Raw genomic sequence first — 25,815 nt, 5'->3', positions numbered from 1 at the left:
CCCCGGGGGAACCGTGCAATATGGTCGTTCAAGTCCTTCGCGTCGACGCCAGCCATCTCGACAAGGTTGCGCGCCTTTTCGACGCTTACCGTGGCTTTTACGGCCAGCCCTCGAACATGATGCAGTCCCGGGATTTCATCGCTGAGCGCATCACCCGGGACGAATCGGCGATTTTCCTCGCTGAGGACGCCACAGGTGACGCTTTGGGTTTCGTGCAGTTGTACCCGACGTTTTCCTCCATCGATGCTCACCGCACCTGGCTGCTCAGTGACCTGTTCACCACCCCTGAGGCCCGAGGTCGAGGGGTAGGCACGTTATTGATGAACACCGCTCGCGCCTTTGCGGTGTTGAGCGGTGCCAAGGGCATGGTGCTGGAAACCGCCACCGATAATCACGGTGCGCAGCGGTTGTATGAGTCGTTGGGCTATGTGCGTGACGGGGGGTATTACACGTATTGCCTTGATTTGATGTCCAGGTCATAGAAAACATGCCGGCGCGCAAGGTCTTGCTGCCTCTGGGAAGTAACACTGAGTGTCTAAGTTACGTAAGACATGTGAAAGCGTTTAAAAAATCGAGGAAATATCCCACAGGGTTTTAGGGTTGGCGCTCGGAAGCGAAGTGGGTAGCGTAGTGGCTGCAATCAGGGAAGAGAGCGTCGCCCCTCTGGCGGCTGGCAGGCTTCACTTCAGGTGTTAAGGACGAATGGACTCAGTGAGCAATACACGCAATAGCCCACAACACTCAATTGCCCATTTCGCGACATTTGGCGCTATGCTTGCGTCAAATGTCGTACGGAGGTCATTGATATGCCCGCAACGAATCAAGCAGACAAGCAAACCGTGGCGGCGAGGGCAAAGAAACCCAGAAAGCCTACTGAAGTGCTATTGCATGGCCGCAAGGGTGACACGCGCATGTTGGTAATCCGGTACACACAGGAAGGCTTTGAGTTGAGTGATGTCAGGGACATGCTGGCAATATCAGCGCTGTACATGGAGCATGACCTGATTCAGCGCATTACCGGGAAATCCATCAGGACTGTCCAACGCCTGACGAAAGAGACCCAGCAGGTGCGCCTGAACCAGCAGCAGAGCACGGTCGCCTTCCAGTATGCGCAGTCCCTGGAGCATGCCACCAACGTGTTCGGCAATCAGTTGTTGGCCGAGGAATGGCTGCGCAAGCCGTGCAAATACCTGGACGGTCACGTTCCGCTGGAGCTGATCGATAACTCGCTTGGCTTCCAGGCAGTAGAGGACTACCTGACCCGGATCGAGTACGGGGTCTATCAATGAATCCCTTGCCCTGGGACGGGACGTGGCACGCCTGGCGCCTTGACCGCGAGGTATTCAAGGACAGCTGGAGCAGCGGCGTTGGTGCGCAACGATCCGGTGGTCGATGGAACCCTCCTGGCCGCCGGGTCATTTACGCTTCGGCCGACCCCTCCACGGCCATCCTGGAGGTCGCGGCCCACATTGGTTTCGATAGCCTCGATAGCGTGCCGCACGTGCTGACCTGCTTCGAAGTGATGGACCCCGATATTATCAAAGTTGTTCAGCCGGAAGATGTGCCGAACCCGAACTGGCTCATCCCGTCACAACCTTCGCCCAATCAACAACAGTTTGCCGATCTATTGCTGGCCCGGCATCCCTTCGTGCTCATCCCTTCGGCGGTAACCGGTCATTCGTGGAATTTACTGGTGAGTTGCGACCTGGCCGGCGATCAGTTCAAGCTTGTCTCCCAGGAGCGCTTTGGGCTGGACACCCGGTTGGTCAAATAGCGCCGGCCGCCGTCAACGTTGCGGCAAGCTCCATCCATCACGAAACTGCTCGTATTGCGCCTCCGGCATCTGCACCAGCAGCGGAGACTCGCGAGGGTCCAGCCATTTGAGCAACGCAGCAATATCCCCCTGATCCATGGCCGTACAGCCCGCTGTCGGCGAAGTGGGACCACGCCAGATATGGAAGAAGATGCACGAACCTGAGGCCGCCGTGGCCGGGGTGTTGTGCTCGATGAAAATGCCTTTGCGATATCCCTCTTCGTTGCGCATGTGTTCGGAGCTGTTCCAGTCCTGGGCAATCGCCGCGCCGTCGACCAGTTCGTTGTAGCGACTGGATTGGCTGTCATCCACGCATTCGGTGGTGGGAGTCAGCACCAGGTAGGGCAGATGGGTGTCAGCGGTAGCGTCGAAACCAAACGCCGTGCCTAGTTTGAAAATCCCCGCAGGTGCTTTTCCATCGCCTTCGCGTTTGACCGGACCCTCAAGAACACCAGCGCCGCTCAGGCCCTTGCCCCAGCCCATGCCGTTTTTGCCGACCACCACGGGAAAGGCCTCGCCATATTTGCGAAAGATTTTACCGTCACGTTCATAACGCTGCGCGATACCCTGGATGTCGTCCCAGTTTTTGGAGGTGACCACGATCAGCTGACCGCTGGCACCGATTGCATCGCTGGAACTCATCGGAGTAATGGGGAAATCCATCACATCCTTCGTTACTCCTTCACCGCCGAAAGTGAAATGCCACCATTCCTTCGAATACCCGGCGAACCCTTCTTTTTCCATGGCGCTGCTAAGGCGTTGGCGGTTTTCTTTCGCGCTGGCGTTGATCGTCTGGTTGGCGGTATGGGCGTGTTCGTCAAAACAATCAAAACCGGTGCCCATGTCGAGTGCGCCATCGTGCCAGCGCTGATCATAGGGAGCCGTGCAGTCGACTTGCGCCGCCGCAGGTGTCCAGGTGTCGGCGGGCAGGGCCTTTGGGCCAATCAGTGTCAGGTCCACAGTTGAACCTTTGGAGTGCCCTGACACCCGTGCCACATAGCCCAGGCGCCAGAAGTCCTGCTTGTCCACGCGCGGATAGAACTCGGCCTTGCGTGGGTCGCCCGGCTCTGTTGCGAAACGGCCCATGTCGGCGACGGCACGGCTGGGACGATAACAATCGAACACCTTCAAACCGTAGCCTTGCGCACGCAGTGCCGCTTGCACCCGGGCGAGGGCCTTGGCGGTGTCCAGGGACAGCAGGCATTCGGCGGAGTCGTAACCGTCGAGCCGGTGCCCGGTGAAGTTGTGGGCGCCGGCATAGCGCATGTCCTGCTCGATGCTCGAATCGATGGTGCGCAAATAGACCATGTTCGCAGGTTTTGGCTCGGCGCTGGCCATGCCGGAGATGACAAGGCACATCAGCAAGATCAGTGCGCGAGCAAATCCCCTTATCTCGTGCATACAATTTAGATAAATTTGTAACAAAAATTTCACCATTGGACGGGCAGGGTAGCGCAGGCTTCATGCGAACGATGTCACGGGCCTCAATGTTTTATCAATGGAGCAGGGCATAAAGTTGAAGCGGGTCTCGAATAATAATGAGGTGCTATGACTGTTCTGGTGACCGGCGCTGCCGGATTTATTGGTTATCACACTGTTAAGCGACTGTGCCAGCAAGGTCTTGAAGTCGTCGGAATCGACAACCTCAACGACTACTACAGCGTAGAGCTCAAACAGTCTCGGCTCAATGAGTTGAAGTCGTTGCCGGGTTTTCGTTTCCAGAAGCTGGATATCGTTGATAAACCGGCCTTGATGGCATTGTTCAAAGAGCATGCGTTCACCGAGGTGGTGCATTTGGCCGCGCAGGCGGGCGTTCGCTACTCGCTGGACAACCCGGACATCTACGCGCAATCGAACCTGGTGGGTTTTCTTAATGTGCTGGAGGCCTGCCGGCACTATCGCCCCCAGCATTTGATCTACGCGTCGAGCAGTTCGGTGTACGGCACCAACAGCAAGATGCCGTTCTGCGTCGACGACGCCGTCGATCACCCTGTTTCGCTATATGCGGCCAGCAAACGCGCTAATGAAATGCTCGCGCACAGTTACAGCCACCTCTACGGAATTCCTACCAGCGGTCTGCGCTTTTTCACCGTTTACGGGCCGTGGGGCCGGCCAGACATGGCCTTGTTCAAGTTCACCAAAGCGATCCTCAATGGCGAACCGATCGATATCTATAACCACGGTGAGATGGCGCGCGATTTCACTTATGTCGATGACATCGTCGAAAGCATTGCCCGCCTGCGGGAAAAACCGCCGATAGCAGGCAGTGAGGGCGAAGCTGCTAACCGAATCTTCAACATCGGCCGGGGCGAACCCGTGCCATTACTGGCATTCGTCGACTGTCTGGAGAAGGTGCTGGGCATCAAGGCCCGGCGCAACTATATGCCGCTACAGGCGGGCGATGTGATCAAGACCTGGGCCGATGTTTCGGTGTTGGCGGAGTGGGTCGATTTCCGCCCGCGCGTCGCGGTTGAGACCGGCGTGACGGAATTTGTGAAGTGGTATCGCCACTACTATCTGCGATGAAGCGTTCACCCTTGATCCCAACCAATAGCGGACTGGCGGTCGGCTTCATAGGCCCGCCTGCTTTCACCGGTCGTTTTGTCCTGCAATGGTTATACAGTGAATCCCATCTCAAAAGCCCGCCCGTGAAGGACTGACTCATGCGTAGATCGCTATCACCCAGCGTTGAGTGCCTGGGCCTGATGTTGCTGGCATTGCTCCTGATTGGCGCAGGGTTGGGGCTGCGCCAGCCGCAGAATGTCGACGAGGAGCGATTCCTCGGCGTTGCCCTGGAAATGTTGCACAACAGTTCGTGGCTCATTCCGCATCGGGCCGCAGAGATTTACGGCGACAAGCCGCCAATTTTCATGTGGACCGTGGCGTTCTTTAGCTGGCTGACCGGAAAGCCTGCGATTGCCCTTTATATTCCAGGCCTATTGTCCGGCGCGACAGTCACCGCAGTGGTCTACGACTTGGGCCGACGCTTGTGGAATCAGCGTACCGGCCGGATAGCGGCACTGTTGTACCTGGCCACGTATCAAACCTATAGCATCTTGCAGACCGGGCAGATCGACAGCTTTTTGGTGCTTTTTACCTCGGTCGGTCTGTACGGCCTGGCGCGTCATCTGTTGCTCGGCCCGGCCTGGCGCTGGTTTTACATCGGCTGCGCGGCCATGGGCGTGGGCGTAATCACCAAAGGGGTTGGGTTTGTCCCGGCGCTGATGCTGATTCCATATGCCTATGCGGTGCGCAAAGACTGGCCCGGCGTGGTGGCGATGCCGGGCGAGGCGCGCAAGTGGTGGCTCGGTTTGGCGGTGATGTTGGGCGCCACGGCGATCTGGTTGTTGCCCTTGGCGTTGTCTATCGTGCTGAGTGGCGGTGTCGATGAAATCGCCTATGTCAAAGAAATTTTGCTGCGTCAGACGGCAGGGCGATATGCCGCGGCCTGGGACCATCGTGAACCGTTCTGGTATTTCTTCGTTTACGTGATCCCGCAATATTGGCTGCCGTTGGTGCTGGCGCTACCGTGGCTGGTGCCTGCATGGCGTCGTCAACTGCGCAAGCACGACGGTCGCGTATTGGTACTGCTGGGCTGGGTCCTGTTGGTGGTGCTGTTTTTCTGCATCAGCAGCGGTAAACGCAAATTGTATATTTACCCGGCGCTGCCAGGGTTTGTGTTGGTGGCAGCACCGCTGATGCCCTGGTTACTCAAGCGCTGGTTCAGCCACCGCCCTCGCGGTCGGCAGGTCTTTCAGGCGGTAGCGGTGATCTGGTTTGCGCTGTGGTTCGCCCGTGGCTTTATCGATCCGGTCAGGGACGGTGCCAACCCGCATAACGCGATCATGGCGCAGGCCGCGACCATGACCGGTGGCGCGGAGCTGGTGCTGGTCAACTGGCGCGAGGGGCATTGGTTATACGCCCGGCAACCGATTGTGCATTTCGGCATGGCCGAGTCCTCGGTCGAGCAGGCGGCGCAATGGTTGCGTGATCATCCAAAGGCCTACGCGCTGATCTCCGACGATGAACTGGGCAAGTGCTTCAATGCCCAGAGCGCGCGTGAGTTGGGTGAAACCTCGCGTGCGCAGTGGTCGATTGTGGGGGCCAATGCGGACAACGGACAGTGTCATCCGCTATCGCCTGCCCATGTCTATCACTTCACCTGGAACGAACGGGTCAATGAATTGAGGGCTGCGTTGCGCTGAGGAGGCGTCAAGGGGCTCGGAGCTGATTCCAACATCTGAGTCCGATAACGGTTGTTCGATGCGAGTAAGGCAATTTGCTGGCCCCGCTGGCGCAAAGTTATCGCCAAAATCACTTTATTTTCAGGTGGTTAGGCGCAATGCAATTGCACAATGTAACGGTCACGTTAATCTCGTTTGCCCTGGCGAGCATGGCGGGTGCGGTCCAGGCCCGGGAGTTGATGCCCAATGACCGCTATATGTGCGACTGGGGCGCGGGGACGGCGGCCAGAGCCCAGGAGCTCAAGTTATCCGGGGTGTCGCTGTATGCCGCTCGCCAGAAGATACAGACCTACAAGTTCAATAAACCGTGGATGCACATGATGGCCATGGGCATTACCGAGCAGACTTATGACAGCCCGTCGCGGTTCAAGCCTGCTGCGGTGCGGCAGAGTTTTTATGAAGAGTGCATCAGGTATAAGTTGGCGCGGAAGTAATAACGCACGATGCCAACTTCAGGCGAGACGCTGATCCTGTTGCGAGGTATCTTCTGTGGCGAGGGGCCTTCTGTGGCGCTACTTCAAACATTGCGCCCCGGCCTTGGCCACTTGCGCGTCCTGTTCGGCCTTGACGCCGGACACGCCGACCGCGCCGATCACTTGCCCCTCAAAAATAATCGGCACGCCACCTTCCAGAGACGTCAGTAATGGCGCGGATAAAAAAGCATAGCGTCCACCATTGACCATCTCTTCATAGCCCTTGGATTCGCGCCGGCCCAAGGCCGAGGTGCGGGCTTTTTCGGTGGCGATGTAGGCGCTGCTGGCCGCGCAACCGTCGAGGCGTTCAAGTGCCAGGGGATGGCCACCGTCATCGACTATCACGATGGTCACGGCCCATTGATTGTTCTGTGCTTCGGTGCGGGCGGCGGCAAGGATCTGGCTGACTTCCGCCTGGCTCAGTACGGCTTTGCTGTTCATGACAATCTCCGGTTCGTGATCAGGGCAGGGCAGCTTCGACCAGTTCTATCCAGTGCCTGACGGGGGTTCGACCCGCACCGTCGAGGTGCGCCTGGCAGCCGATATTGGCGGTGACAATGACTTCGGGATACCCGCTCTCCAGCGCATTGAGCTTGTTGTCGCGCAGTTGTCGGGACAGTTCGGGTTGGGTCAGCGAATAGGTGCCCGCCGAACCACAGCACAAGTGGCTATCGGGCACAGGCGTAATGTTGAAACCCAGCCGCATCAGCAGCGCTTCAACCGCGCCGCCGAGTTTTTGTGCGTGCTGCAAGGTGCAAGGGCAATGGAACGCCAGGCGGTGGGCGCTGTGGATGCCGAGTGTTTCCAGTGGTTCAGCTCGCAACACTTCGACCAGGTCCTTGGCCAGCGCACTGACCTTTAGCGCCTTGGCGGCATAGGCCGGGTCGGCGCGGAGCAAGTGACCATAGTCTTTGATAAACGCACCACAACCGCTGGCGGTTTGGACAATGGCTTCGACACCGTTTTCAATATTCGGCCACCAGGCATCGATGTTGTGCCGTGCGCGATCAAGGCCGGCTGCCTGAGCGTCGAGGTGATAATCGACGGCGCCACAGCACCCGGCCTCGGGGACCGGTGTGATGCTGATGCCCAGCCGATCCAGCACGCGCGCGGTGGCGGCATTGGTGTTGGGTGACAGCCCAGGCTGCACACAACCTTCCAGTATCAGCACCCGCCTCGAGTGGCGCATCGTCGGGCGCGGTTTGGCCGGGTACACACGGCGAGGTAATTTGGCTTGCAAGGTGTTTGGCAACAATGCACGAAACATCTGACCGCTGTTGACCAGCGCTTTGAACAGCCCGGGATTGGGTACGACGCTGCGCAAACCTTCTCGCAACAGGCGCTGGTCGAAAGAGCGCGGTACGGCGGCATCCACCACCGCACGACCAATGTCGAGCAAATTGTGGTAATCGACGCCGGAGGGACAGGTGGTTTCGCAGTTGCGGCACGACAGGCAACGGTCTAGATGCTGCTGGGTTTTTTGGGTGACCTCGTGGCCTTCCAGCACCTGCTTGATCAGGTAGATGCGCCCCCGCGGCCCGTCCAGTTCATCGCCCAGCAACTGATAGGTCGGGCAAGTAGCATTGCAAAAACCGCAGTGCACGCAAGTACGCAGAATGCTTTCGGCTTCTTCGGCGCGGGGCAGCTGACGGGCCTGTTCGCTCAAGGTGGTCTGCATGGGTCAACACTCCGCGTACAGGCGGCCGGGGTTGAAAACTCCCCGTGGATCAAGCTGCTGCTTCAAGTTCTGGTGGTAATGCATCAGCGCAGCAGGCAATGGTTGGAACGGGCTGTCGATCAGGCCGTGGCTGTAACAGGTCACATGCCCGCCGACCTCACCGACGATCTTGCGAATGAACGACGCCTGCGCCTCGGACTTGAGCCAACGCTGTGCGCCGCCCCAGTCGATCAGTTGAACGCCGGGCAGGGAAAGCCGGGGCGTGTTGTGGGGCAAGGACAACCGCCAAAGGGGCTGGTTTTCATCGAAGAAACTCAGTCGATGTTCGTTGAGATCCTCCCAGTAGGTCGCGTCCAGTAATTCGCCACCCAAGCGGTCATGGGCCGCCGCCACCGAGCCTTCGCCGCCCTCAAGCCGCAAGTGCAGGCGTTGCCCGTCGTGGCACGCCGCGCTGATCGGCAAGGGCTGCTGACCCCACTCCACGAGGCGCAGCAAGGCGCGATCAGTGTTCATTTCCAGGCTGATGCTCAGGCACTGCCGCGGTTTTGGCAAAACCTTGAGCGACACTTCGGTCACCACTCCCAGCGCCCCGTAACTGCCGACCATCAAGCGCGACAGGTCATAGCCTGCGACGTTCTTCATAACTTCACCACCGAAGCGCAAATGCTTGCCGTGCCCGGTGATCACCCGCGTACCGAGGACAAAGTCTCTGACCGAGCCTGACCACGGACGCCGTGGTCCCGACAACCCGCAGGCAATCATGCCGCCGACGGTGGCGTCTTCGCCGAAGGAGGGTGGTTCACACGCCAGCATCTGCTGTGCGTCGTCCAATACATCGGCCAATTCTGACAACGGCGTGCCGCAACGGGCGGTGATCACCAGTTCGGTCGGGTCATAGCTGACGATGCCTCGGTGGGTGCGCGTATCGAGGACTTCCCCCGCGACGATGCGCCCAAGGAAGGCCTTGCTGTTGGAGCCCTGAATGCGCAACGGCGTTGCGTTTTGCAGCGCCTGATTGACCTGTTCCAGCAGTGCGGCGCTGTCATCCATGTCGAATTCGCTGCGCATCAGAAGCGCTCCAGATCAGGGAAGGGCATCTGTCCCATGTGCACGTGCAGGGCGCCAAATTCGGCGCAGCGGTGCAGGGTCGGAATGTTCTTGCCGGGATTGAGCAGTCCGCCCGGATCGAAGGCGGCTTTGACTGCATGGAACAGCGTCAGCTCATCGCTGTTGAACTGCGCACACATCTGATTGATCTTCTCGCGGCCCACACCGTGTTCACCGGTAATGCTGCCGCCGACCTTCACGCACAATTCGAGGATCTTGCCGCCCAGGGTTTCGGCGCGGTCGAGCTCACCGGGCTGATTGGCATCGAACAAAATCAGCGGATGCATATTGCCGTCGCCGGCGTGGAAAACATTGGCTACCCGCAGGCCATATTCGGCCGCCAGCGCTGCGATAGCCTGCAACACGCCGGGCAGTTCGCGGCGCGGGATCGTCCCGTCCATGCAGTAGTAATCCGGCGAGAGGCGTCCCACCGCCGGGAAGGCATTCTTGCGTCCGGCCCAGAAACGCACGCGTTCGGCCTCATCGCGGGCCTGGCGGACTTCGGTGGCGCCAGCCTGTTCCAACACCTGGCGCACGCGGTTGCAGTCATCATGCACGTCGGCTTCCACGCCATCGAGTTCACAGAGCAAAATGGCTTCGGCGTCGACGGGATAGCCAGCGTGGATAAAGTCTTCAGCGGCGCGAATGGCCAGGTTGTCCATCATCTCAAGGCCGCCGGGGATGATGCCCGCGGCAATAATATCGCCCACCGCACGGCCGGCTTTTTCGACGGAATCAAAGGCGGCCAGCAGCACTTTTGCGGACTGCGGTTTGGGTAACAATTTGACTGTCACCTCGGTGATCACCCCGAGCATTCCTTCGGAGCCGGTGAACAACGCCAGCAAATCGAAGCCGGGCGAGTCCAGGGCATCGGAGCCCAGCGTCAGGTGTTCGCCTTCGACGGTAAGGATTTCGACCTTGAGCAGGTTGTGCACGGTCAGGCCGTACTTGAGGCAATGCACGCCACCGGCGTTTTCGGCGACGTTACCGCCGATAGAACAGGCAATCTGCGAGGAGGGGTCCGGCGCGTAGTACAGGCCGAAGGGCGCTGCCGCCTGGGAAATGGCCAGGTTGCGCACCCCCGGCTGAACCCGCGCAGTGCGGGCGTCAGGGTCGATGTGCAGGATGTTGTTGAAGCGCGCCATCACCAGTAGCACACCTTTTTCCAGCGGTAATGCGCCGCCGGACAAACCCGTGCCGGCACCACGTGCGACCACCGGAACGTGCCGCTCATGGCAGACTCGAAGGATGCCCTGGACTTCGTCGAGTTGGCGGGGCAGCACCACCAGCAGGGGCGTGGTGCGGTAAGCGGAGAGCCCGTCGCATTCGTACGGCCTGAGCTCTTCCTGCTGATGCAGGATTTCCAGATCGGGCAACCGTGCATGCAGCACTTTGAGCAGGGCGGCTTTGTCGACGTCGGGCAAAACGCCGTCGACGCGTTCATCGTAAAGAATGTTCATCGCCTGATCGTAACCCTCAGTTGTTTTTATTCGAGGTCTTGCGGTGGCATCTAATGTGCATCATTGGCCTGACGGGTTTTTCTGTCTATGTGTTGTTTAACGGGCCGTCCGGCTGTTTTTTGGTTGATAGAGAAAACAACTTTCAAAACATTAGCTTATCGAGGTTCGTTTGCCTCCATTAATGAAAAACGGCACGACTGTCGTGAAAACGACCTGTTTGCGCTGAACGCGAAGCATCGCGACTTTTCTGTTGAACGACTGTTCAGCTTCGACTATGTTGGTGGCCACCTCCCCCGGCTGGTTGCGCGGGCTTGCGTTTCTTCAATTCGAACGAGGCACTGGCATGCGGTTTTCACCCTTTGTTGAGCGGATTTCAGGCGACGGTGTGGCCGCCTGGGATATTCACAATGCCGGCCTTGAAGCCCAGCGCCGTGGTGAGGATGTGATCATTCTCAGCGTCGGTGACCCGGATTTCCCCACGCCCGATTTCATCACTGACGCTGCCATTGAAGCGCTGCGTGAGGGCGACACCCACTACACCGAGATCGCCGGGCGCCAGGCTTTGCGCGAAGCCATTGCCGCTCGCTACAGCCCACTGTTCGAGCGTGAAGTGCCAGCGTCTAACGTGATCGTCGCGGCCGGGGCGCAGAACGCGTTGTTCATCACGTCGATGTGCCTGCTCAACACTGGCGACGAAGTCATCGCCCTGGACCCGATGTACGTGACCTACGAGGCGACGCTCAAGGCCTCCGGTGCAACGCTGGTGCGGGTGCCGTGCTCGGCGGACTCAGGTTTCAGGCTCGATGCCGCCGTGCTGGCGAAGGCCATCACCCCGCGCACCCGGGCCATTTTCTTCTCCAACCCGAACAACCCCACCGGCGTGGTGCTCAATCGCGAAGAGCTGCAAGCCATCGCCGACCTCGCCATCGAACATGACCTGTGGGTGGTGGTCGACGAAGTCTACGAAAGCCTCGCATTCGAACGCGAACACCTCAGCCTCGCCGCCTTGCCGGACATGGCCGAGCGCTGCGTGGTAATCGGCAGCCTGTCGAAATCCCATGCGATGACCGGTTGGCGGATCGGCTGGATTGTCGCTAACGAAGCCTTGGTCGCCCACGCTGAAACCTTGGTCCTGAGCATGCTCTATGGTTTGCCGGGGTTTGTCATGGAAGCAGCGTTGAAAGCGGTGCAGGCCCACGACGACGTGACTCATGGCATGCGCGACATCTATCGCCGTCGCCGCGATCTGGTGGTTGCGAGACTGTCGGATTGCCCGGGTATTTCAGTGCTCAATCCCGATGCCGGCATGTTCGTGCTGGTGGACGTGCGTGATACTGGACTGACCTCGCTGGAATTCGCCTGGCGCCTGCTGCGCGAGGCGCGCGTTTCGGTCCTCGATGCGGCGGCGTTTGGCGAGCCGGCGCAAGGTTTTGTGCGGCTCTCGTTCACCCTGGGTGAAGAACGACTGTCCCAGGCGTGCCAGCGTATTCGCGATTTTGTCCTTGTGCTCAAAGGTGAAGCGCCCCGCGCTGTGATCAGCCGCGTCACGAGCCAAGCTACCGTGGCACCGGTCACGGCCAAAACCATGATCGAAGTCGATGGCTTGCACAAACGCTTCGGCAATATCGAAGTGCTCAAGGGCGTTTCCCTGACGGCTCGCGAAGGCGATGTGATTTCCCTGATCGGCGCCAGTGGCTCGGGCAAAAGTACCTTGCTGCGCTGCATCAACATGCTCGAAGTGCCGGACCAGGGACGCATTCTGGTGGACGGCGAAAGCATCAAGCTCAACCACGACCGCCCTGGTGCACCGCTGGTGTCCGACGCCAGGCAGTTGGTGCGGATCCGTTCGAGCCTGGGCATGGTGTTTCAGAATTTCAACCTCTGGCCCCATCGCACGGTGCTGGAAAACCTTATCGAAGCGCCGACGCAGGTCCTGCGTGAAAGCCGTGCGGAGGCCACTGAGCGGGCCGAAGCCTTGCTTGAACGCGTGGGGCTTGCGGCCAAGCGCAACGAGTACCCGGCGTTTCTCTCCGGGGGACAGCAACAACGGGTGGCCATCGCCCGGGCTTTGGCCATGCGGCCCAAAGTCATGCTGTTCGATGAACCCACCTCGGCACTCGACCCGGAACTGGTCGGCGAAGTGCTGCGGGTGATCCGCTCCCTTGCGGAAGAAGGCCGGACCATGATCCTGGTGACCCATGAGATGGCCTTTGCCCGCGATGTGTCTTCCAAAGTTGCCTATTTGCATCAAGGGCTGATCGAGGAAACCGGTTCACCGGATGAAGTGTTCGTACACCCACGCAGTGAACGTTGCCGACAATTCGTCAACGCGCATCAGACTCGCTAATAAATCATAAAAAAGACGGGGAAAAATCATGGGAAATCGACGTTTGGCAAACTGGTTTACCGGCGCGGCCTGTTTACTGCTGGCCGGGATGAGCGCGGCGCAGGCGCAGCCGATCAGGTTCGCGGTCGCAGCCGAACCCTATCCACCGTACACCGAGAAACAGGCCAATGGTGAATGGAAAGGCTTTGAAGTCGACCTGATCCACAAGCTGTGCAGCGAAATGAAAGCCGAGTGCGAGATCAAGGAAGTGGCGTGGGACGGCATCATTCCCTCATTGCTGGCAAAGAAGATCGACGTGATTTTTTCCTCGATGTCGGTCACTGAAGAGCGCGAAAAACAGATCGCGTTCAGCAAGGCTTACTACGACTCGGTGATCGCGATTGTCGGCCCCAAGGGCACCACCGTTAAAAAGTACCCGGACGACCTCAAGGGCAAGACCATTGGCGTGCAGAACTCCACGGTGAGCGCCAGCTACCTGAAGACTTACTACGAAAAAATTGCCGACGTGAAGTATTACGACACCCAGGATTCGGCCAACGCCGACCTGATTGCCGGTCGCATCGATCTGATGATGGCGGATGGTACGGCCATGGCGGCCTTCGTGCAGACGCCGGATGCGAGCAATCTGGAATACCTCGGCGCGGTGCCTTATGACCCGATTTTCGGCAAAGGTGTGGGCGCCGGTCTGCGCAAGGATGACACCGAGCTCAAGGCCAAACTCGACAAGGCCATCCTGGGTCTGCTGGCGAGCAAGGACTATGACGACCTGTCGCAACACTACTTCGGCACCAGCGTGAAACCTGCTTTCTGACCTCAACGCAGATCCCTGTAGGAGCCGGGCTTGCCCGCGAATGCAATAGTTCATTCAACATTTCAGTTGACTGACCCACCGCTTTCGCGGGCAAGCCCGGCTCCTACAGGGGCAGGTGATGCCGTGAAGTGCGCTAACTGGAGAGTGAAATGCCGGCAATGTTCGATTTGATCAATTTCAGCGAGCAAGGATGGGGCAGTGCGCTGTTGAAGGGGCTCTGGATGACCCTGCAGATTTCCGCCGGGGCGTTTGTGCTCGGGCTGATGATCGGGCTGGTGGTGGCCTGCCTCAAGCTGAGCGGGCCCAAACCGATCGCAGCGCTGATGCGCAGCTACACCACCTTGTTCCGCGCGGTTCCGGAGTTGTTGCTGATCCTGCTGCTGTACTACGTCGGCTCCATGCTCCTCAATTCGCTGATGGTGCAGATGGGTTATGGCGCTGTGAATGTCAGCGGTCCGCTGGCGGCGATTGTGGTGCTGGGCCTTGTGCAGGGCGCTTACGCATCGGAGATCTTTCGGGCGGCGATCCAGGCCATTCCGTTCGGCCAGATCGAGGCGGCCAAGGCGTTTGGCTTGAGCGGGTTCGGCCTGTTTCGGCGGGTCACGTTGCCGATCATGGCGCCTTACGCCATCGCGGGGATGGCCAACCTGTGGATCAACCTGATCAAAGACAGCGCATTGATCAGCGTGGTCGGCACCAACGAGTTGCTGTACACCGCCAAGCAAGGCGCGGGCTCGACGCGTCACTATCTGTTGTTCTACCTCACTGCCGCGGCGATGTATTACGCGGTGACGTTGGCCTCCAACTACCTGTCTGGACGGCTTGAGCGACGCATCCGTCGCTGGATGCCTTTGGCTGAGTGAATGAAATGATTCCAGCGTGGATAGTTGAATACGCGGCGCTGTTGGGCCGGGGGCTGCAAACGACCATCACCATCCTGATGATTTCCAGCGTGCTGGGTTTCGCGCTCGCGGTGCTGGTGGCACTGGCGAGGATCTCGAAGAACCGAGTGATTGCCAAGGTCAGCCTGTTTTACACCAGCGTGACACGCGGTACGCCGCTGCTGATCCAGATCTACATTTTCTACTACGGCCTGGGCAGCCTGTTTGCGCAGTTTCCGTTGATTCGCAGCAGTTTCCTCTGGCCGTACTTGCGGGACGGTTATTGGTACATCGTGTTTGCCCTAGTGGTGTCGGTGGGCGCCTATGTCGGCGAAGTGATTCGCGGCGGGCTGCTGGCGGTGCCCAAAGGTGAGATGGAAGCGGCTTCGGCGTTTGGCATGACCCCGCGCCAGTCGTTGCTACGAGTGCGTTTGCCTCGGGCGATGCGCTTGTTGCTGCCGACACTGGCCGGGGAGACCGTCATGCTGATGAAGTCCACCGCACTGGCGTCGACGATTGCGATTATCGACCTGCTGGGCGCTGCCAACGTGGTGCGGGCCCAGACGCTGCAAGTGTATGAGCCGTTGCTGTTGGTGGCCGGCGTGTATGTCTGCCTGACATTCATGATCGAAGCGCTGTTTGCCTTTGCCGAGCGGCGCGGGACGCCCGTGCGCAGGTCGATGTAATGAACACGCCACGGATCGTCGACCGGTCGTTGCAAGGCATCGGCCTGTGCACCTTGGGTTATACGTTCCTGGCGTTGCAGGATGCCGCCATCAAATGGCTGGTGGCGGATTATTCAGTCATCAGCATTCTGTTCTGGCGCGCCCTCGTGGTGGTTGTGGGCTGTCTGCTGGTGGGGCGCTTGCGCCTGGTTCAACGAGCTTGGCGCTCGCCGAGCCGCCGTTTGCTGGTGGTGCGTGGATTGTTGTCGATAGTCGCTTGGGTGCTGTATTACACGGCGGCCCGGGACCTGACCCTGGCGGAGATGACCACGCTATATTTCTCCGCACCGATCATGGTCACCGTACTGGCGGCGGTGATTCTCAAGGAACGCGCCAGCGGCTGGCAGTGGTTCAGCCTGATCATCGGTTTTGTCGGCGTGATCATCGCTTGTCGCCCCAGCAACCTGGCCGACCCGGTGCCGGTGGTGCTGACACTGTTGGCGGCGATGTGCTGGGCGTTCACCTACATCCAGTTGCGCCAGGTGGATGAGCAGACGTCAGTGCTGGAGCAGATGTTGATCACCAACGTGGTGTTCGTCATTTGCATGGCGGTGGCATTGCCCTGGACCTACACCCCGGCGCCGACTCCGGCCTGGCTAGGGATGCTCGGTGCCGGGCTGGTCGGCGGCATCGGCCAGTTTCTATTGTTCGCCAGTTTTCAGCGGGCCACCGCAACGTTGTTGGCACCGTTCGAATACACCGGGCTGATCTGGGCATTCCTGCTGTCGAGCCTGATCTGGGGCACGCTGATGGACGTGTCGCTGATGGTCGGTGCCGGGCTGATCGCGGTCAGCGGCACTCTGGCGATGATCTTCGGGCGACACCCATCACAAGACGTCGTCGGAGCTGAATGCTCCGTGTCGCAGCCCCTTTATCCAGCAACGACAGATGTGGAGGCCGTTGGCGGGGCTGAAGGTTTCGGGGTTCAGGCACCACTCGATCCAGAGTCCGTCGAGCATCGCCGATAAACCGATGGCGGCCAGACGCGTGTCGTGGATCACGAAGCCTTCGCTGGCCGCCATGTCATCCAGCAGCTGGCGGAGCAGGTCGAGGTAGGCGCGGTAGCTTTTTTCGTGGGACTGGCTGACGTGTTCGGAGTGCCGGATCAGGCTCCAAAACACTACCCAGACCCCGAGCAATTGCGGGTCCATGACCCGAGGTGAGAAGGAGCCGGTGAGGAACGCGTCCATCTTTTGCGCGGGCGTGCCGGCCTGCTGGATTTCCTGAAGCAGGGCGGTGGTCAGTTCGCTGGCGATCTTTTGGTAGGTATCGGCAATCAACGCATCAATGCTGCCGAAATGGTGATTGAGCAACCCCACGGACACCCCGGCCTCGGTGGCAATGCGGCGTACGGAAATACCGGCGTGACCGTCGCGCACCAAACAGCGCAGGGTGGCGGCCACCAGCATCTCGCGACGCTCATCGGGTTCAGCGCGGCGGTTTTTTGCAGGAGCAGTTGTCACACGGGAATCCTTGGGTGTGTTGCCTGGTTGGCGAGCTTAGTTGAACGTGCGTTCAATCTCCAGTTTCGACCATGGCAATGTTTTGTTTTTTGACGTTCGTGACGCGGGAGGACAAGCAGATGGCGCAGGATGTTTCGTTCAGTGTTCGCAACAACAATGGCGATCCGGTGCAGGTCAGTGCGTGGCGCTTCGAGGGCAATGGCAGCGGGCCGACAGTGCATTTGCAGGCCGGGGTGCATGCCGATGAAATCGCCGGGATGCTGGTGCTGCATCTGCTGATGCAAAAGCTAGAGATTGCCGAGGCACACGGGCGACTCAACGGCCGTGTGACAGTAGTGCCACAGGCCAATCCGTTGGGCATCGGGCAGTTTCGCCAGGGGCGGATTCTCGGTCGTTTTCACGACGCCACCGGGCATAACTTCAACCGCTCGTTCGATCACTCGGCCGCCATGGCCCGACCCTCAACCAACGTTCAGGAATGGCAAAAAAAACTGGTGCAACTGGCGGCCCCGGCGGATGTGATGCTCGACCTGCACACCGATGACGAAGCGCTGCCCTACCTCTACGTTCACCGGCGTTTCTGGCCCCGTGGCCGCGAACTGGCCGCCGCGATGAAGATGGACGTGGCGATCATCTGGGATGACGGCGGCGATGGCTCCTTCGAAGAAACCATCATCGCGCCGTGGCTGCGCGATGGCGTCACCGACCAGCGCCTGGCGGCGACGCTGGAGTTGCGCGGGCAGGGCGATGTCAGTGACCGGTTTGCCGAACAGGATGCCGAAGGGTTGTACGCGTGGCTGTGCGGTTATGGGGTGATCGATGAGGCGCTGGCGCCGGCTGACTGGCCCGTCGAGGCGATGGAGATGGGCCATATGGAAACCATTCTGGCACCGCAGCCCGGGGTGCTGATCTTTGAAAAAGAGCTCGGCGATTTCGTCGAAGAAGGGCAGCGCTTTGCGCGGATTCTGCGCCGACCAGGGGATCCGTCTTCCGAAGTGGTGCTGGTCGCTGAGCAAGCGGGGCGAATGGTGACGCGCTATCGCGATCGGCTGGTGCCGCAGGGCATGGTGGTAGCGAAATTCACCGGTAGCCGGGTTTCGCGCAATTGGAGTGGCGGGTTGTTGGACCCGAACTAGGCGATTGCGCCGAATTTCTCGGCTCGAACATGAACAGCAATGCACCATGGGGTTGTAAACTGCGCGCCTGCTACGCAACAGCCCCTTATCAACTCAAGCATGAGATCCCCATGGCCAACCAAGACATTACGTTCACGCCAGATCCAGACCAGGACTCCATCTCCTCCGACGTCGCCGGTTTCGGCGGCCTGCTGGTCTCCACGCAGATCCCCACCCGCGCTGATGGCAGTCTGGAATTGGGTGGCATCGTCGAGCAGAGCGAATGCACGCTGCAAGCGCTCAAAGTCGCACTGGAGCGCGCCGGCAGTTCCATGGATCGGGTGTTGCACCTGACCATCTACCTCACCGACATGGCTGACCGCGCCGCGTTCAACGAGGTGTACAAGCGTTTCTTCGCCAAGCCATGGCCGGTTCGCGCCGCTGTGGGCGTGGCCGCGCTGGCGGTCGAAGGCATGCGTGTGGAAGTGACCGCGATGGCGGCCAAGGGCTAATTCGGTGACCGGGATTGGAGCGAGCATCGTTCCTATCCCGGTCTACCTTCAACGTTGACCCGGCAGCGGCGGGGTGCGCGGCGGAATCAAGCGTTTCGACCCGGTCGCTTCAAACGCCGAGGCCAGGCGCAGCAGCGACGAATCGTCATAGGCGCGACCGGCGAAGGTCAACCCGACGGGCATGCCGATGTCCGGCATCACGCCCATCGGCACGGTGACCGTGGGCACCCCGAGGTGGCGGATGGCGAGGTTGCCATTGGCGACCCAGATGCCGTTGCTCCACGCGATGTCCGCAGACGCCGGATTGACATCGGCATTCGCCGGCCCCACATCGGCGACCGTCGGGAACAGCACCGCATCGAGCCCCAAGCGATCCATCCACTCTTCAAGGTCGATAAGCCGCGTGTGTTCAAGCCCACGCAATCCATCAGGCACGGTGGTGATTTCGTTCCACGGGGTGATGCCGCGCTCGGCCATGCGCACATACTCGTCCATGCCAGCCGCAAGGTCGCCCTCGCGATTGGGGAGCGTGCCGGGGTCGTGGGGGAAAATCAGCGGTCCGTCGACATCGACCAGGCGGTTCAACTTCGGATCGCCATTGGCCTGAAGGAAGTCATCGAACGCCCAGGCTGTCAGGTCCCACAACTCATGGTGAAGGAACTCTTTGGACACAATGCCGCGATTGAATACGGTCGGCGCACCCGGACGGTCGCCTTCGCAATTGGAAACCAGCGGAAAATCGACCTCGACCACTTCAGCACCGGCCGCTTCGAGGGACTTGCGAGCCGCTTCCCACAGACCGATCACCGAGGCCCGGGTGTTGATTCGCTGCCCCGTCGGTCCGCCGATGCCCGGCGCCTCGCTGGTGCCCGCCTCGGGGTCTTTATTGATGTACATGCGTGGGACGCCGAAACGCTTCCCGGCGAGCGCCTCGGGTTGCGCGGCCAGTTCGTGATAGGAGGCAGGACGCACCGAGGTGACACTCGGAATCGGCACCCAGGGTTGCATCCGCCACAGATCACCGCGTGTATCCGGGTCTTCGGCCACCACCACATCGAGCACTTCAAGCAGGTCTGCCATGGTTCTGGCAAACGGCACGACAACGTCCATGGTCGGGGTCAACGGCCAGTTGCCGCGCACCGAAATCACCCCGCGCGATGGCGTATAGGCACACAAACCATTGTTCGAGGCAGGACCGCGTCCGCTCGACCAGGTTTCTTCCGCAAGGCCGAACGCGGCGAAACTGGCGGCGGTTGCCGTACCGGCACCGTTGGATGAACCCGAGGCGAACGGCGCGGTGAGGTAGTCCGCGTTGTACGGGCTCTCGGCACGGCCATACACCCCGCGCTGCATGCCGCCGTTGGCCATGGGCGGCATGTTGGTCTTGCCCAGGCAGATGGCGCCGGCACCACGCAGGCGTTCGATGGTGAAAGCATCGCGATAAGCGATCAGGTTGGCGAAGGCGGGGCTTCCGGACGCGGCCGTCAGCCCTTTCACCAGATAACTGTCCTTGGCCGTGTAGGGGATGCCATCGAGCGGCCCCAGCGTCTCGCCTTTAGCCCTGCGGGCATCGGACGCCTGCGCTTCCTTGAGCGCGTCGGGGTTGCGAACCACGACCGCGTTGAGGGCGGTAGGGGTGTCGGCACCGTCGTAGGCATCGACCCTGGCGAGATAAGCCTGCACCAACTCGACCGCCGTTGTCTGGCCGGATTCGAGCGCTGCACGCAGTTGTGCAATGGAAACCTCAGTGACTTCAATCATGCTGTGACCGCCGACTGCTGATGGGAGACGTGGGATTCAGGGACATCACTTAGCTGAAAATGGGCGTTCATATCGAATTCTCGTTGCACTGCATTACGCGGCAGGGGCTGGACGGGTGACCTGAGCGTTGCATTTTGGCATTAAGCCGGGAACAGAGGAAACGTTGTCGGCTGTGCATGCCGTCAGTCAGTGACATTCGACGCAGGGCGAGCGACAACTATCATGAGCGGGGTCAAAACCCTCATGAAGAAAGTGATCACTCTGATGAAAAAGGACACGACGTCTGCAGAGGCGCAAGACGCGGCCTCGGTGCTGATAGACGCAAAAATCAAGGGGCTGAATGATTGGCGGGGCGAGAGGCTCGATCACATCCGAACGCTGATCCGCCAGGCTGACCCCGACGTGGTCGAGGAGTGGAAATGGCGGGGCGGATTCGCTGGCGATAGAACATGGTGGCTCCCTAAAGCGCGATCCCTGGCCTATGCTGACGGCTTTCCAACAAGCCGGTTCTGGCGGGGACATAGATGGAACATCGGTGTGAAGTAGCGGTGCTTGGCTTGGGTGCGATGGGCGCCGCCACCCTGTATCAGCTGGCGAAAGCCGGGGTCAAGGTGACCGGCGTCGACCGCCACCATCCGCCTCACACCCAGGGTTCAAGCCATGGCGATACGCGGATCACCCGCCTTTCGGTCGGCGAGGGCGCCGAGTACTTGCCCATTGTGCGCAACTCTCATCGCATTTGGCGGGAACTCGAAGCGCTGTCCGGTGAGTCGTTGTTCGAACAGTGTGGTGTGCTGGTCATGACCTCAAGCCCGGATTATGACGCAGACGATGACAATGACTTCACCCAGCGCACGCTTCGTCTCGCGAAGCGCTATGGCATTGAGCATGAGGTGTTGGTAGCCGAACAGATTCGTCAGCGCTTCCCGCAGTTTTCCCCCGTGCTGGATAGCGCTGTCGGCTACTTTGAACCGAGCGGCGGTTTTGTCCGGCCTGAGCGCTGTATCGCAGTGCAACTCAAACTCGCCGAGGAACGTGGCGCGACGCTGTTCAAGGGCGAAACCGTCACGCACATCACTTCGGATGATCAGGGCGTCACCGTCATCACCGACCGACGTACGATTCTTGCCGACAAAGTGGTGATCACTGCCGGCATGTGGTCGGCGGGTTTGCTCGGCAAGCCGTTCGACCGGTTACTGAGGGTGTGTCGGCAGAAGCTGTTCTGGTTTGAATTGGAGGAGGGCGCCCGGTTTGCGCCGGTGTCGCCGACTTTTATCTACTATCACGGCGCCGGCGATGAAGCTTCGAACTACGGCTTTCCACCGTTGCCCGGCGAGGGCAGCCTGAAGGTCGCCACCGAACAATACAGCCAAGAATCTTCACCCGACACGCTGGACAGAACCGTCAGTGACGCCGAAGCCAGCGCCATGTTTGAGACCCACGTGCGCGGCAAGATTGCCGGCGTCACCTCACGGCTGGCCAAGTCGGCGGTGTGTGCTTACACCGTGACCCCGGACAGTCATTTCATCATCGATGAACATCCGACATTGAAAAACACACTGGTGGTGTCCGCCTGCTCGGGGCATGGCTTCAAGCATTCCGCTGCACTGGGGGAGGCGTTTGCGCAGTGGTGCATTCGGGGCAGCAGTGATCTGGATTTGTCGGCGTTTTCGTTGAAGCGGTTTGAGGGGAGCAGTGATGAGTGAGTTGGGGCTCAGTCCTCGGTCAGCAGTCGCTCAATCTGCGCCAGCTCCCACGCGCTGAGAAAACTGACCGGGTCGGTGCCGTAACGTTGCCAGCTGTCGTAATCACCCTCGCGGCCATCGGGGCTGTGGCAGCGTTGGCAGTGGCGCACATGGTTGCCATCGACGTCGAGAGTCAGCTGCCAGCCTTCAATGTCGACCTGCACCTGGCCGGGTCCGGAGGGTCTATCGAGGCGTCGCAAAGGGTGAATGCCCAAGGCGGCATTGCGCAATGTCTGGTAAACCTCGCGGGCGGTCAGCGGGGGCACAGGTGTCTCCAGTGAAATGTTTGTCAGGCGCCGATGCGCCGGGCTACGAAGAGAGCCATTCTTTACGTAGACTTTTGCGTCTGCAAGTAGGCGCCCATTGATTCACTCGCGCCAGGCCCTACAAGTTCGGGAATAGAACATGAAGCAATTCGCCGTATTCCTCACTTTCACCTGTCTTCTCAATGCAGGTTTGTTCAGTCTCCCGGCACACGCGGCGGGTGATGCTGAAGCGGGTGCGACGCTGTTCAAGCGGATCTGCGGGGGGTGCCACCAGGTCGGGGAATCGGCACGGGGTTCATTTGGTCCGCAGCTCAACGGCATCTTTGGCCGACACTCCGGCAGCACGACGGATTATCAGTATTCCGACGCCATGAAGTCCGCCGGTATCGTCTGGACTCGCGAAACACTGACCGCGTACCTCGAAGCGCCTAAAGAAGTGGTCCCCGGCACCCGCATGATTTTCTGGGGCCTCAGCGATCCGGAAAAGATCGACAACCTGCTGGCTTACCTGCAAACCTTTCAGGCGCAGTAACGTAATGACAGCGAATGTGATTTAAATACCCCTGCAGAAATTGCCGAATCGCGCACTGCAGGCAAGCTGGCCGCCGAGGTGCTGTCCATGATTTCTCCCCATGTGAAATGCAGCCGCCGCTGCGCACTAATGGGATTTGCGATGGTCAATAAACCCTGCATGAGCGTCAGCGCTCAAACGTTCGGTGCCAACCGGATACACCCCGATATTTTGATCAAGGACAGTGAAAGCATGTACCCCTCCATATAATCAGCAACCGCCTGCACCTGGTTCCGCGAATCGGGACCGCTGTACGTTTACCTCCCAATCCAATTCGAAGATCTAACGCATGTACCTACGCAAAATTGCAGTTGGGCTGTCGGCCCTTGTTTTGCTTTCCAACGGGGCAGAAGCCCGCAGCCTGCTGGACCTCATCAAGCCGCCCACCCTTCAACAGGAACAAGGGTCCCGCTCGGGCTCGATCAGCCAAAACGCGGCGCTGGACCTTTATTCAAACAAGCAGAGACAGGCGTCGTTCGACGGCTGTGCTGATTTGTTTCCAGCAGCCAGACCGATCAACATGGCCACTGTGCCTGCAACCATGAACCCCTTGGCCCTGTGTTCCGACAACTTCGCGGTGCTGTACTCGCAAACCAGCAAGACGCCGCTGGTAGTGGTCGAGCGTCTTAATGCCGCCCAGCTTCAGGATGCCAAAGGGGAGGAGCGCACCAACCAGTTCTACCCGGACCCACGCATTCCCAAGAGTGGGCGGGCAGAGTTGAGCGACTACCGTAGCCAACATCCGGCGGTGGACCGCGGTCATCAATCCCCGGCAGCCGATGCACCGAACCCCAATGCAATGGCCCAATCTTTCGCGCTGTCGAACATGGTGCCGCAAGACCCCACCAACAACCGCAAGATCTGGAGCAAGGTCGAGTCTGACGTGAGGAAGTTTGCCACGCGCGCCGAGGGCAATGTTTATGTCTTTACCGGCCCGCTGTTTGACCCAGGCCACACCACCATTGGCGACAACAAGGTCTGGGTGCCGACGCGCCTGTTCAAGCTGGTTTACGACGCATCGTCCAAGCGTGCCTGGGCGTACGTGCTACCCAACGCCGAAACCCGTATTGAGAGACCAATGGACTATGACGCGTTCGTGAAAGCCACGGGGCTCAAGTTGCTGGGCAATCTACCGGTCACAGGTTCCGTGGGCCGCACTTGATGGTTTCCCCTTAACGGGCTGCACCCCAAAGGTTGGAGGCAACCGATGGGGTGATTCGTGCTTGGCCGCTTTAGCGTTTGATCAGGGAAATCTTCGAGCCTTCGATGCTGACCCCAGCCATTAACCCTTGCTGGTCGAAGATGAATGCATACGCGTCATCTTTCAGTGTCGAGCTGGACAGGTTCTTCGCAACCCCTTCATTCACGACAACCACGGTTGGCCCAACGCCAACTTCCCAACCCTTGGATTTAGTGATGTATTCCAGCGCTTTATCATTCATCAGAAAGACTGCGTAGCCATAGGACTGAGCGCCCGCCTGTAGCCCCCACGACCCGCTGACGGAGTTGTAATAGTCCACGACGGTCTTACCCTTCATTAATACGCCTTCGCCATAGCTGCCGCCGAATACCAGCCCCGCCTTGATGATTTTGGGGAAGACCAGCACGGCCTTGGCTTGTTGCGAGATGGATTTGGCTGCTGGATTGACCTTGTAGAGCATATCCAATGCTTGCAGAGACTCTTTATTCAGATCCTGTGCGGTTTCTGCACTGGCACTGTTCAGCAGGCTCGTCGAGGTCAATGTAGTTAACGCGAGAAAGATCGATAGAAAGAAGCGCATTGATTGAGTCATTTCCGTACTCCGAGAGGGGAGCATTGGATGGAAGCAGTCAGCGCCTGCGTCAGACAGGAACCGAACCGACTGAAGTTATCCGACGCACCCTAAATGTGTGGATCGCAAGCGTCGCGCTGGAATACAGGAAGCCCAAGGCGCGATGCCATCACTTGTTGTGACCACTGTGGAACGGCGGGGTTCTCCTACAGAGCCTGCTTTCTACTTCTATCGATTTTTGCACTCCGCCAACACCACTTTGCAGGTCTGCGGTGTGCCACCGGATCGGCCGGCATAGCGTATGCAGTTATCCAGGGATTTTTTGCGAGCCATGTTCAGGGTCGAGCCCCACGCCAGGCCACCCTCGCCGGCAGTGGGCAACGCTTTTGCATAGCAACTGGAGCCTGTGCTTGAGGACGAATAGCGATGCCCCGAATTTTTGCTTGAGCATCCCGCTGTCAGTGCGAGGCTGATGGCGAGCAGGGAGGGGAGGACCCATGGCCAGCATTGACGCGCTGTGTTTTCGGTCATCCCGTTTCCCCTGTATCAAGAGATTAGGCGTGTCTTTGGTCCTGAACGATGGCGTTCGGCGGTGTCACCGTTTACTACACAGAATGAACATGTCATTACCATCATCGAACAGGTAACGCGTCTCGGACAATGGCCGCATCCAGTAACTCAGGCTGCTGTCCGGCCGGAATATAAACATGCCCAGTGTGCTCGACAGTTCAGGGATCGCACTGTCTGCTTCGCCCTTGGCGCTACGCACGACATTGACCTGCAAGCGGTGTCCCTGTTGTTGCACCTCAAAGGCACTATTGCGGTGGATGGTGCCAAGTTCAGCCCCGGATTCGGCATCGATCAATTGGGCCACCATGCGCAGGTGGCTGAGGCCCGTGGGCTGCAAGTCCAGTCTGAAACGTGTCGTCAGCCATGAAGGGTGCAATTTGGATGGTACTTGATGCGCACCCTCCCCGATGCACCAAAGGTCCAGGTGGACCTTGGGCTCGCCCGACAGGCGCCCCAGTGCTACACCCAGTAGACCTACGAGAACGAAGGCCATGCACCAAA

At 59.5% G+C, this 25,815-nt stretch carries 26 protein-coding genes and 2 pseudogenes; 17 read left to right on the top strand and 11 right to left on the bottom strand.

The features are described from left to right. Positions 1–20 precede the first annotated feature (20 nt). The 3 genes from AC3ISI_RS16360 (at position 21) to AC3ISI_RS16350 (ending at position 1,774) form a co-directional block, all read left to right on the top strand. Positions 21–482, top strand: a complete 462-nt coding sequence (locus tag AC3ISI_RS16360; RefSeq protein ID WP_489332862.1) for a GNAT family N-acetyltransferase — start codon at positions 21–23, stop codon at positions 480–482. A 324-nt stretch (positions 483–806) separates the two neighbouring features. Next, complete coding sequence (locus AC3ISI_RS16355) at positions 807–1,289, top strand: Xre family toxin-antitoxin system antitoxin (protein WP_489332861.1); 483 nt, start codon at positions 807–809, stop codon at positions 1,287–1,289. After that, positions 1,286–1,774, top strand: coding sequence for an RES family NAD+ phosphorylase (locus AC3ISI_RS16350; protein ID WP_489332860.1), 489 nt, complete (start codon positions 1,286–1,288; stop codon positions 1,772–1,774). Before AC3ISI_RS16355 ends, AC3ISI_RS16350 begins: the two co-directional genes overlap by 4 nt. Positions 1,775–1,786: 12 nt before the next feature. Here AC3ISI_RS16350 and AC3ISI_RS16345 read toward each other — a convergent pair whose 3' ends face one another. Next, positions 1,787–3,172, bottom strand: coding sequence for a M15 family metallopeptidase (locus tag AC3ISI_RS16345; protein ID WP_489332859.1), 1,386 nt, complete (start codon positions 3,170–3,172; stop codon positions 1,787–1,789). A gap of 189 nt (positions 3,173–3,361) precedes the next feature. Between AC3ISI_RS16345 and AC3ISI_RS16340 the strand changes: the two genes are divergently transcribed. The 3 genes from AC3ISI_RS16340 to AC3ISI_RS16330 all read left to right on the top strand — a co-directional run bounded on the left by AC3ISI_RS16340 (position 3,362) and on the right by AC3ISI_RS16330 (position 6,491). Beyond that, the gene (locus AC3ISI_RS16340) at positions 3,362–4,339 is read left to right on the top strand and encodes an NAD-dependent epimerase (RefSeq protein ID WP_489332858.1); all 978 of its coding nucleotides are present in this window, start codon (positions 3,362–3,364) and stop codon (positions 4,337–4,339) included. Between the two features lie 137 nt (positions 4,340–4,476). After that, the gene (locus AC3ISI_RS16335) at positions 4,477–6,018 is read left to right on the top strand and encodes an ArnT family glycosyltransferase (RefSeq protein WP_489332857.1); all 1,542 of its coding nucleotides are present in this window, start codon (positions 4,477–4,479) and stop codon (positions 6,016–6,018) included. A gap of 137 nt (positions 6,019–6,155) precedes the next feature. Then, positions 6,156–6,491, top strand: a complete 336-nt coding sequence (locus tag AC3ISI_RS16330) for a hypothetical protein (RefSeq protein WP_489332856.1) — start codon at positions 6,156–6,158, stop codon at positions 6,489–6,491. A 78-nt stretch (positions 6,492–6,569) separates the two neighbouring features. Here AC3ISI_RS16330 and AC3ISI_RS16325 read toward each other — a convergent pair whose 3' ends face one another. The 4 genes from AC3ISI_RS16325 to glcD are packed head-to-tail and all read right to left on the bottom strand — an operon-like array spanning position 6,570 to position 10,775. Next, positions 6,570–6,971: a heme-binding protein gene (locus AC3ISI_RS16325; protein WP_489332855.1), complete on the bottom strand. Its 402-nt coding sequence runs from the start codon at positions 6,969–6,971 to the stop codon at positions 6,570–6,572. Between the two features lie 19 nt (positions 6,972–6,990). Beyond that, positions 6,991–8,208 (bottom strand): glycolate oxidase subunit GlcF, encoded by a 1,218-nt coding sequence (gene glcF, locus AC3ISI_RS16320; RefSeq protein ID WP_489332854.1) that lies wholly within the window; start codon positions 8,206–8,208, stop codon positions 6,991–6,993. Positions 8,209–8,211: 3 nt separating this feature from the next. Beyond that, the gene (glcE, locus tag AC3ISI_RS16315) at positions 8,212–9,276 is read right to left on the bottom strand and encodes a glycolate oxidase subunit GlcE (RefSeq protein WP_489332853.1); all 1,065 of its coding nucleotides are present in this window, start codon (positions 9,274–9,276) and stop codon (positions 8,212–8,214) included. Beyond that, the gene (gene glcD / locus AC3ISI_RS16310; protein WP_489332852.1) at positions 9,276–10,775 is read right to left on the bottom strand and encodes a glycolate oxidase subunit GlcD; all 1,500 of its coding nucleotides are present in this window, start codon (positions 10,773–10,775) and stop codon (positions 9,276–9,278) included. Before glcD ends, glcE begins: the two co-directional genes overlap by 1 nt. Before the next feature lie 343 nt (positions 10,776–11,118). On the opposite strand from glcD, the gene AC3ISI_RS16305 reads away from it, so the two are divergent. The 5 genes from AC3ISI_RS16305 to AC3ISI_RS16285 all read left to right on the top strand — a co-directional run bounded on the left by AC3ISI_RS16305 (position 11,119) and on the right by AC3ISI_RS16285 (position 16,507). Continuing rightward, positions 11,119–13,122, top strand: a complete 2,004-nt coding sequence (locus AC3ISI_RS16305) for an aminotransferase class I/II-fold pyridoxal phosphate-dependent enzyme (protein ID WP_489332851.1) — start codon at positions 11,119–11,121, stop codon at positions 13,120–13,122. Between the two features lie 28 nt (positions 13,123–13,150). Then, positions 13,151–13,933 carry a transporter substrate-binding domain-containing protein gene (locus tag AC3ISI_RS16300; RefSeq protein WP_489332850.1) on the top strand — a complete coding sequence of 261 codons (783 nt, stop codon included), beginning with the start codon at positions 13,151–13,153 and terminating at the stop codon, positions 13,931–13,933. Positions 13,934–14,082: 149 nt separating this feature from the next. Then, positions 14,083–14,796 (top strand): ABC transporter permease, encoded by a 714-nt coding sequence (locus tag AC3ISI_RS16295; protein ID WP_489332849.1) that lies wholly within the window; start codon positions 14,083–14,085, stop codon positions 14,794–14,796. 5 nt (positions 14,797–14,801) lie between these two features. Then, positions 14,802–15,500, top strand: coding sequence for an ABC transporter permease (locus AC3ISI_RS16290; protein ID WP_489332848.1), 699 nt, complete (start codon positions 14,802–14,804; stop codon positions 15,498–15,500). Continuing rightward, on the top strand, positions 15,500–16,507 hold the full coding sequence (locus tag AC3ISI_RS16285) for a DMT family transporter (protein WP_489332847.1): 1,008 nt from the start codon (positions 15,500–15,502) through the stop codon (positions 16,505–16,507). The genes AC3ISI_RS16290 and AC3ISI_RS16285 overlap by 1 nt, the downstream gene beginning before the upstream one ends. Here the strand turns inward: AC3ISI_RS16285 and AC3ISI_RS16280 are convergent. Further along, positions 16,463–16,948, bottom strand: a pseudogene (locus AC3ISI_RS16280) (TetR family transcriptional regulator C-terminal domain-containing protein); the annotation flags it as partial. The gene AC3ISI_RS16285 and the pseudogene AC3ISI_RS16280 overlap by 45 nt on opposite strands. Before the next feature lie 173 nt (positions 16,949–17,121). Between AC3ISI_RS16280 and AC3ISI_RS16275 the strand changes: the two are divergent. Then, positions 17,122–18,138, top strand: coding sequence for a M14 family metallopeptidase (locus AC3ISI_RS16275; RefSeq protein ID WP_489332846.1), 1,017 nt, complete (start codon positions 17,122–17,124; stop codon positions 18,136–18,138). A 110-nt stretch (positions 18,139–18,248) separates the two neighbouring features. Beyond that, positions 18,249–18,629 carry a RidA family protein gene (locus AC3ISI_RS16270; RefSeq protein ID WP_223520350.1) on the top strand — a complete coding sequence of 127 codons (381 nt, stop codon included), beginning with the start codon at positions 18,249–18,251 and terminating at the stop codon, positions 18,627–18,629. Positions 18,630–18,677: 48 nt separating this feature from the next. Here AC3ISI_RS16270 and AC3ISI_RS16265 read toward each other — a convergent pair whose 3' ends face one another. Then, positions 18,678–20,390: an amidase gene (locus AC3ISI_RS16265; protein WP_489332845.1), complete on the bottom strand. Its 1,713-nt coding sequence runs from the start codon at positions 20,388–20,390 to the stop codon at positions 18,678–18,680. A gap of 264 nt (positions 20,391–20,654) precedes the next feature. On the opposite strand from AC3ISI_RS16265, the pseudogene AC3ISI_RS16260 reads away from it, so the two are divergent. Further along, a pseudogene (locus AC3ISI_RS16260) lies at positions 20,655–20,819 on the top strand (DUF1801 domain-containing protein); the annotation flags it as partial. A gap of 95 nt (positions 20,820–20,914) precedes the next feature. After that, positions 20,915–22,096: an N-methyl-L-tryptophan oxidase gene (gene solA / locus AC3ISI_RS16255; protein WP_489332844.1), complete on the top strand. Its 1,182-nt coding sequence runs from the start codon at positions 20,915–20,917 to the stop codon at positions 22,094–22,096. Between the two features lie 8 nt (positions 22,097–22,104). On the opposite strand, the gene AC3ISI_RS16250 is transcribed toward solA, so the two are convergent. After that, on the bottom strand, positions 22,105–22,401 hold the full coding sequence (locus tag AC3ISI_RS16250; RefSeq protein WP_489332843.1) for a DUF7693 family protein: 297 nt from the start codon (positions 22,399–22,401) through the stop codon (positions 22,105–22,107). 139 nt (positions 22,402–22,540) lie between these two features. On the opposite strand from AC3ISI_RS16250, the gene AC3ISI_RS16245 reads away from it, so the two are divergent. Then, positions 22,541–22,933, top strand: coding sequence for a c-type cytochrome (locus AC3ISI_RS16245; protein ID WP_489332842.1), 393 nt, complete (start codon positions 22,541–22,543; stop codon positions 22,931–22,933). A 328-nt stretch (positions 22,934–23,261) separates the two neighbouring features. Next, positions 23,262–24,134 (top strand): DNA/RNA non-specific endonuclease, encoded by an 873-nt coding sequence (locus AC3ISI_RS16240; protein ID WP_489332841.1) that lies wholly within the window; start codon positions 23,262–23,264, stop codon positions 24,132–24,134. A gap of 70 nt (positions 24,135–24,204) precedes the next feature. On the opposite strand, the gene AC3ISI_RS16235 is transcribed toward AC3ISI_RS16240, so the two are convergent. The 3 genes from AC3ISI_RS16235 to AC3ISI_RS16225 all read right to left on the bottom strand — a co-directional run bounded on the left by AC3ISI_RS16235 (position 24,205) and on the right by AC3ISI_RS16225 (position 25,807). Then, positions 24,205–24,765, bottom strand: coding sequence for a lipid-binding SYLF domain-containing protein (locus AC3ISI_RS16235; RefSeq protein WP_489332840.1), 561 nt, complete (start codon positions 24,763–24,765; stop codon positions 24,205–24,207). A 207-nt stretch (positions 24,766–24,972) separates the two neighbouring features. After that, positions 24,973–25,275, bottom strand: coding sequence for a hypothetical protein (locus AC3ISI_RS16230; protein WP_489332839.1), 303 nt, complete (start codon positions 25,273–25,275; stop codon positions 24,973–24,975). Positions 25,276–25,339: 64 nt separating this feature from the next. After that, positions 25,340–25,807 (bottom strand): hypothetical protein, encoded by a 468-nt coding sequence (locus tag AC3ISI_RS16225; protein WP_489332838.1) that lies wholly within the window; start codon positions 25,805–25,807, stop codon positions 25,340–25,342. Positions 25,808–25,815 lie beyond the last annotated feature (8 nt).

The organism is Pseudomonas sp. GL_139_B (assembly GCF_057834475.1).
The sequence above is the reverse complement of the archived record's forward strand: the minus strand, read 5'-3'. Positions and strand labels throughout refer to the sequence as shown.

Coding starts and splice junctions, on each gene's coding strand:
- AC3ISI_RS16360 (WP_489332862.1), top strand. CDS start 21: ATGGTCGTTCAAGTCCTTCGCGTCGACGCCAGCCATCTCGACAAGGTT.
- AC3ISI_RS16355 (WP_489332861.1), top strand. CDS start 807: ATGCCCGCAACGAATCAAGCAGACAAGCAAACCGTGGCGGCGAGGGCA.
- AC3ISI_RS16350 (WP_489332860.1), top strand. CDS start 1,286: ATGAATCCCTTGCCCTGGGACGGGACGTGGCACGCCTGGCGCCTTGAC.
- AC3ISI_RS16345 (WP_489332859.1), bottom strand. CDS start 3,172: ATGTGCCTTGTCATCTCCGGCATGGCCAGCGCCGAGCCAAAACCTGCG.
- AC3ISI_RS16340 (WP_489332858.1), top strand. CDS start 3,362: ATGACTGTTCTGGTGACCGGCGCTGCCGGATTTATTGGTTATCACACT.
- AC3ISI_RS16335 (WP_489332857.1), top strand. CDS start 4,477: ATGCGTAGATCGCTATCACCCAGCGTTGAGTGCCTGGGCCTGATGTTG.
- AC3ISI_RS16330 (WP_489332856.1), top strand. CDS start 6,156: ATGCAATTGCACAATGTAACGGTCACGTTAATCTCGTTTGCCCTGGCG.
- AC3ISI_RS16325 (WP_489332855.1), bottom strand. CDS start 6,971: ATGAACAGCAAAGCCGTACTGAGCCAGGCGGAAGTCAGCCAGATCCTT.
- glcF (WP_489332854.1), bottom strand. CDS start 8,208: ATGCAGACCACCTTGAGCGAACAGGCCCGTCAGCTGCCCCGCGCCGAA.
- glcE (WP_489332853.1), bottom strand. CDS start 9,276: ATGCGCAGCGAATTCGACATGGATGACAGCGCCGCACTGCTGGAACAG.
- glcD (WP_489332852.1), bottom strand. CDS start 10,775: ATGAACATTCTTTACGATGAACGCGTCGACGGCGTTTTGCCCGACGTC.
- AC3ISI_RS16305 (WP_489332851.1), top strand. CDS start 11,119: ATGCGGTTTTCACCCTTTGTTGAGCGGATTTCAGGCGACGGTGTGGCC.
- AC3ISI_RS16300 (WP_489332850.1), top strand. CDS start 13,151: ATGGGAAATCGACGTTTGGCAAACTGGTTTACCGGCGCGGCCTGTTTA.
- AC3ISI_RS16295 (WP_489332849.1), top strand. CDS start 14,083: ATGCCGGCAATGTTCGATTTGATCAATTTCAGCGAGCAAGGATGGGGC.
- AC3ISI_RS16290 (WP_489332848.1), top strand. CDS start 14,802: ATGATTCCAGCGTGGATAGTTGAATACGCGGCGCTGTTGGGCCGGGGG.
- AC3ISI_RS16285 (WP_489332847.1), top strand. CDS start 15,500: ATGAACACGCCACGGATCGTCGACCGGTCGTTGCAAGGCATCGGCCTG.
- AC3ISI_RS16275 (WP_489332846.1), top strand. CDS start 17,122: ATGGCGCAGGATGTTTCGTTCAGTGTTCGCAACAACAATGGCGATCCG.
- AC3ISI_RS16270 (WP_223520350.1), top strand. CDS start 18,249: ATGGCCAACCAAGACATTACGTTCACGCCAGATCCAGACCAGGACTCC.
- AC3ISI_RS16265 (WP_489332845.1), bottom strand. CDS start 20,390: ATGATTGAAGTCACTGAGGTTTCCATTGCACAACTGCGTGCAGCGCTC.
- solA (WP_489332844.1), top strand. CDS start 20,915: ATGGAACATCGGTGTGAAGTAGCGGTGCTTGGCTTGGGTGCGATGGGC.
- AC3ISI_RS16245 (WP_489332842.1), top strand. CDS start 22,541: ATGAAGCAATTCGCCGTATTCCTCACTTTCACCTGTCTTCTCAATGCA.
- AC3ISI_RS16240 (WP_489332841.1), top strand. CDS start 23,262: ATGTACCTACGCAAAATTGCAGTTGGGCTGTCGGCCCTTGTTTTGCTT.
- AC3ISI_RS16235 (WP_489332840.1), bottom strand. CDS start 24,765: ATGACTCAATCAATGCGCTTCTTTCTATCGATCTTTCTCGCGTTAACT.
- AC3ISI_RS16230 (WP_489332839.1), bottom strand. CDS start 25,275: ATGACCGAAAACACAGCGCGTCAATGCTGGCCATGGGTCCTCCCCTCC.
- AC3ISI_RS16225 (WP_489332838.1), bottom strand. CDS start 25,807: ATGGCCTTCGTTCTCGTAGGTCTACTGGGTGTAGCACTGGGGCGCCTG.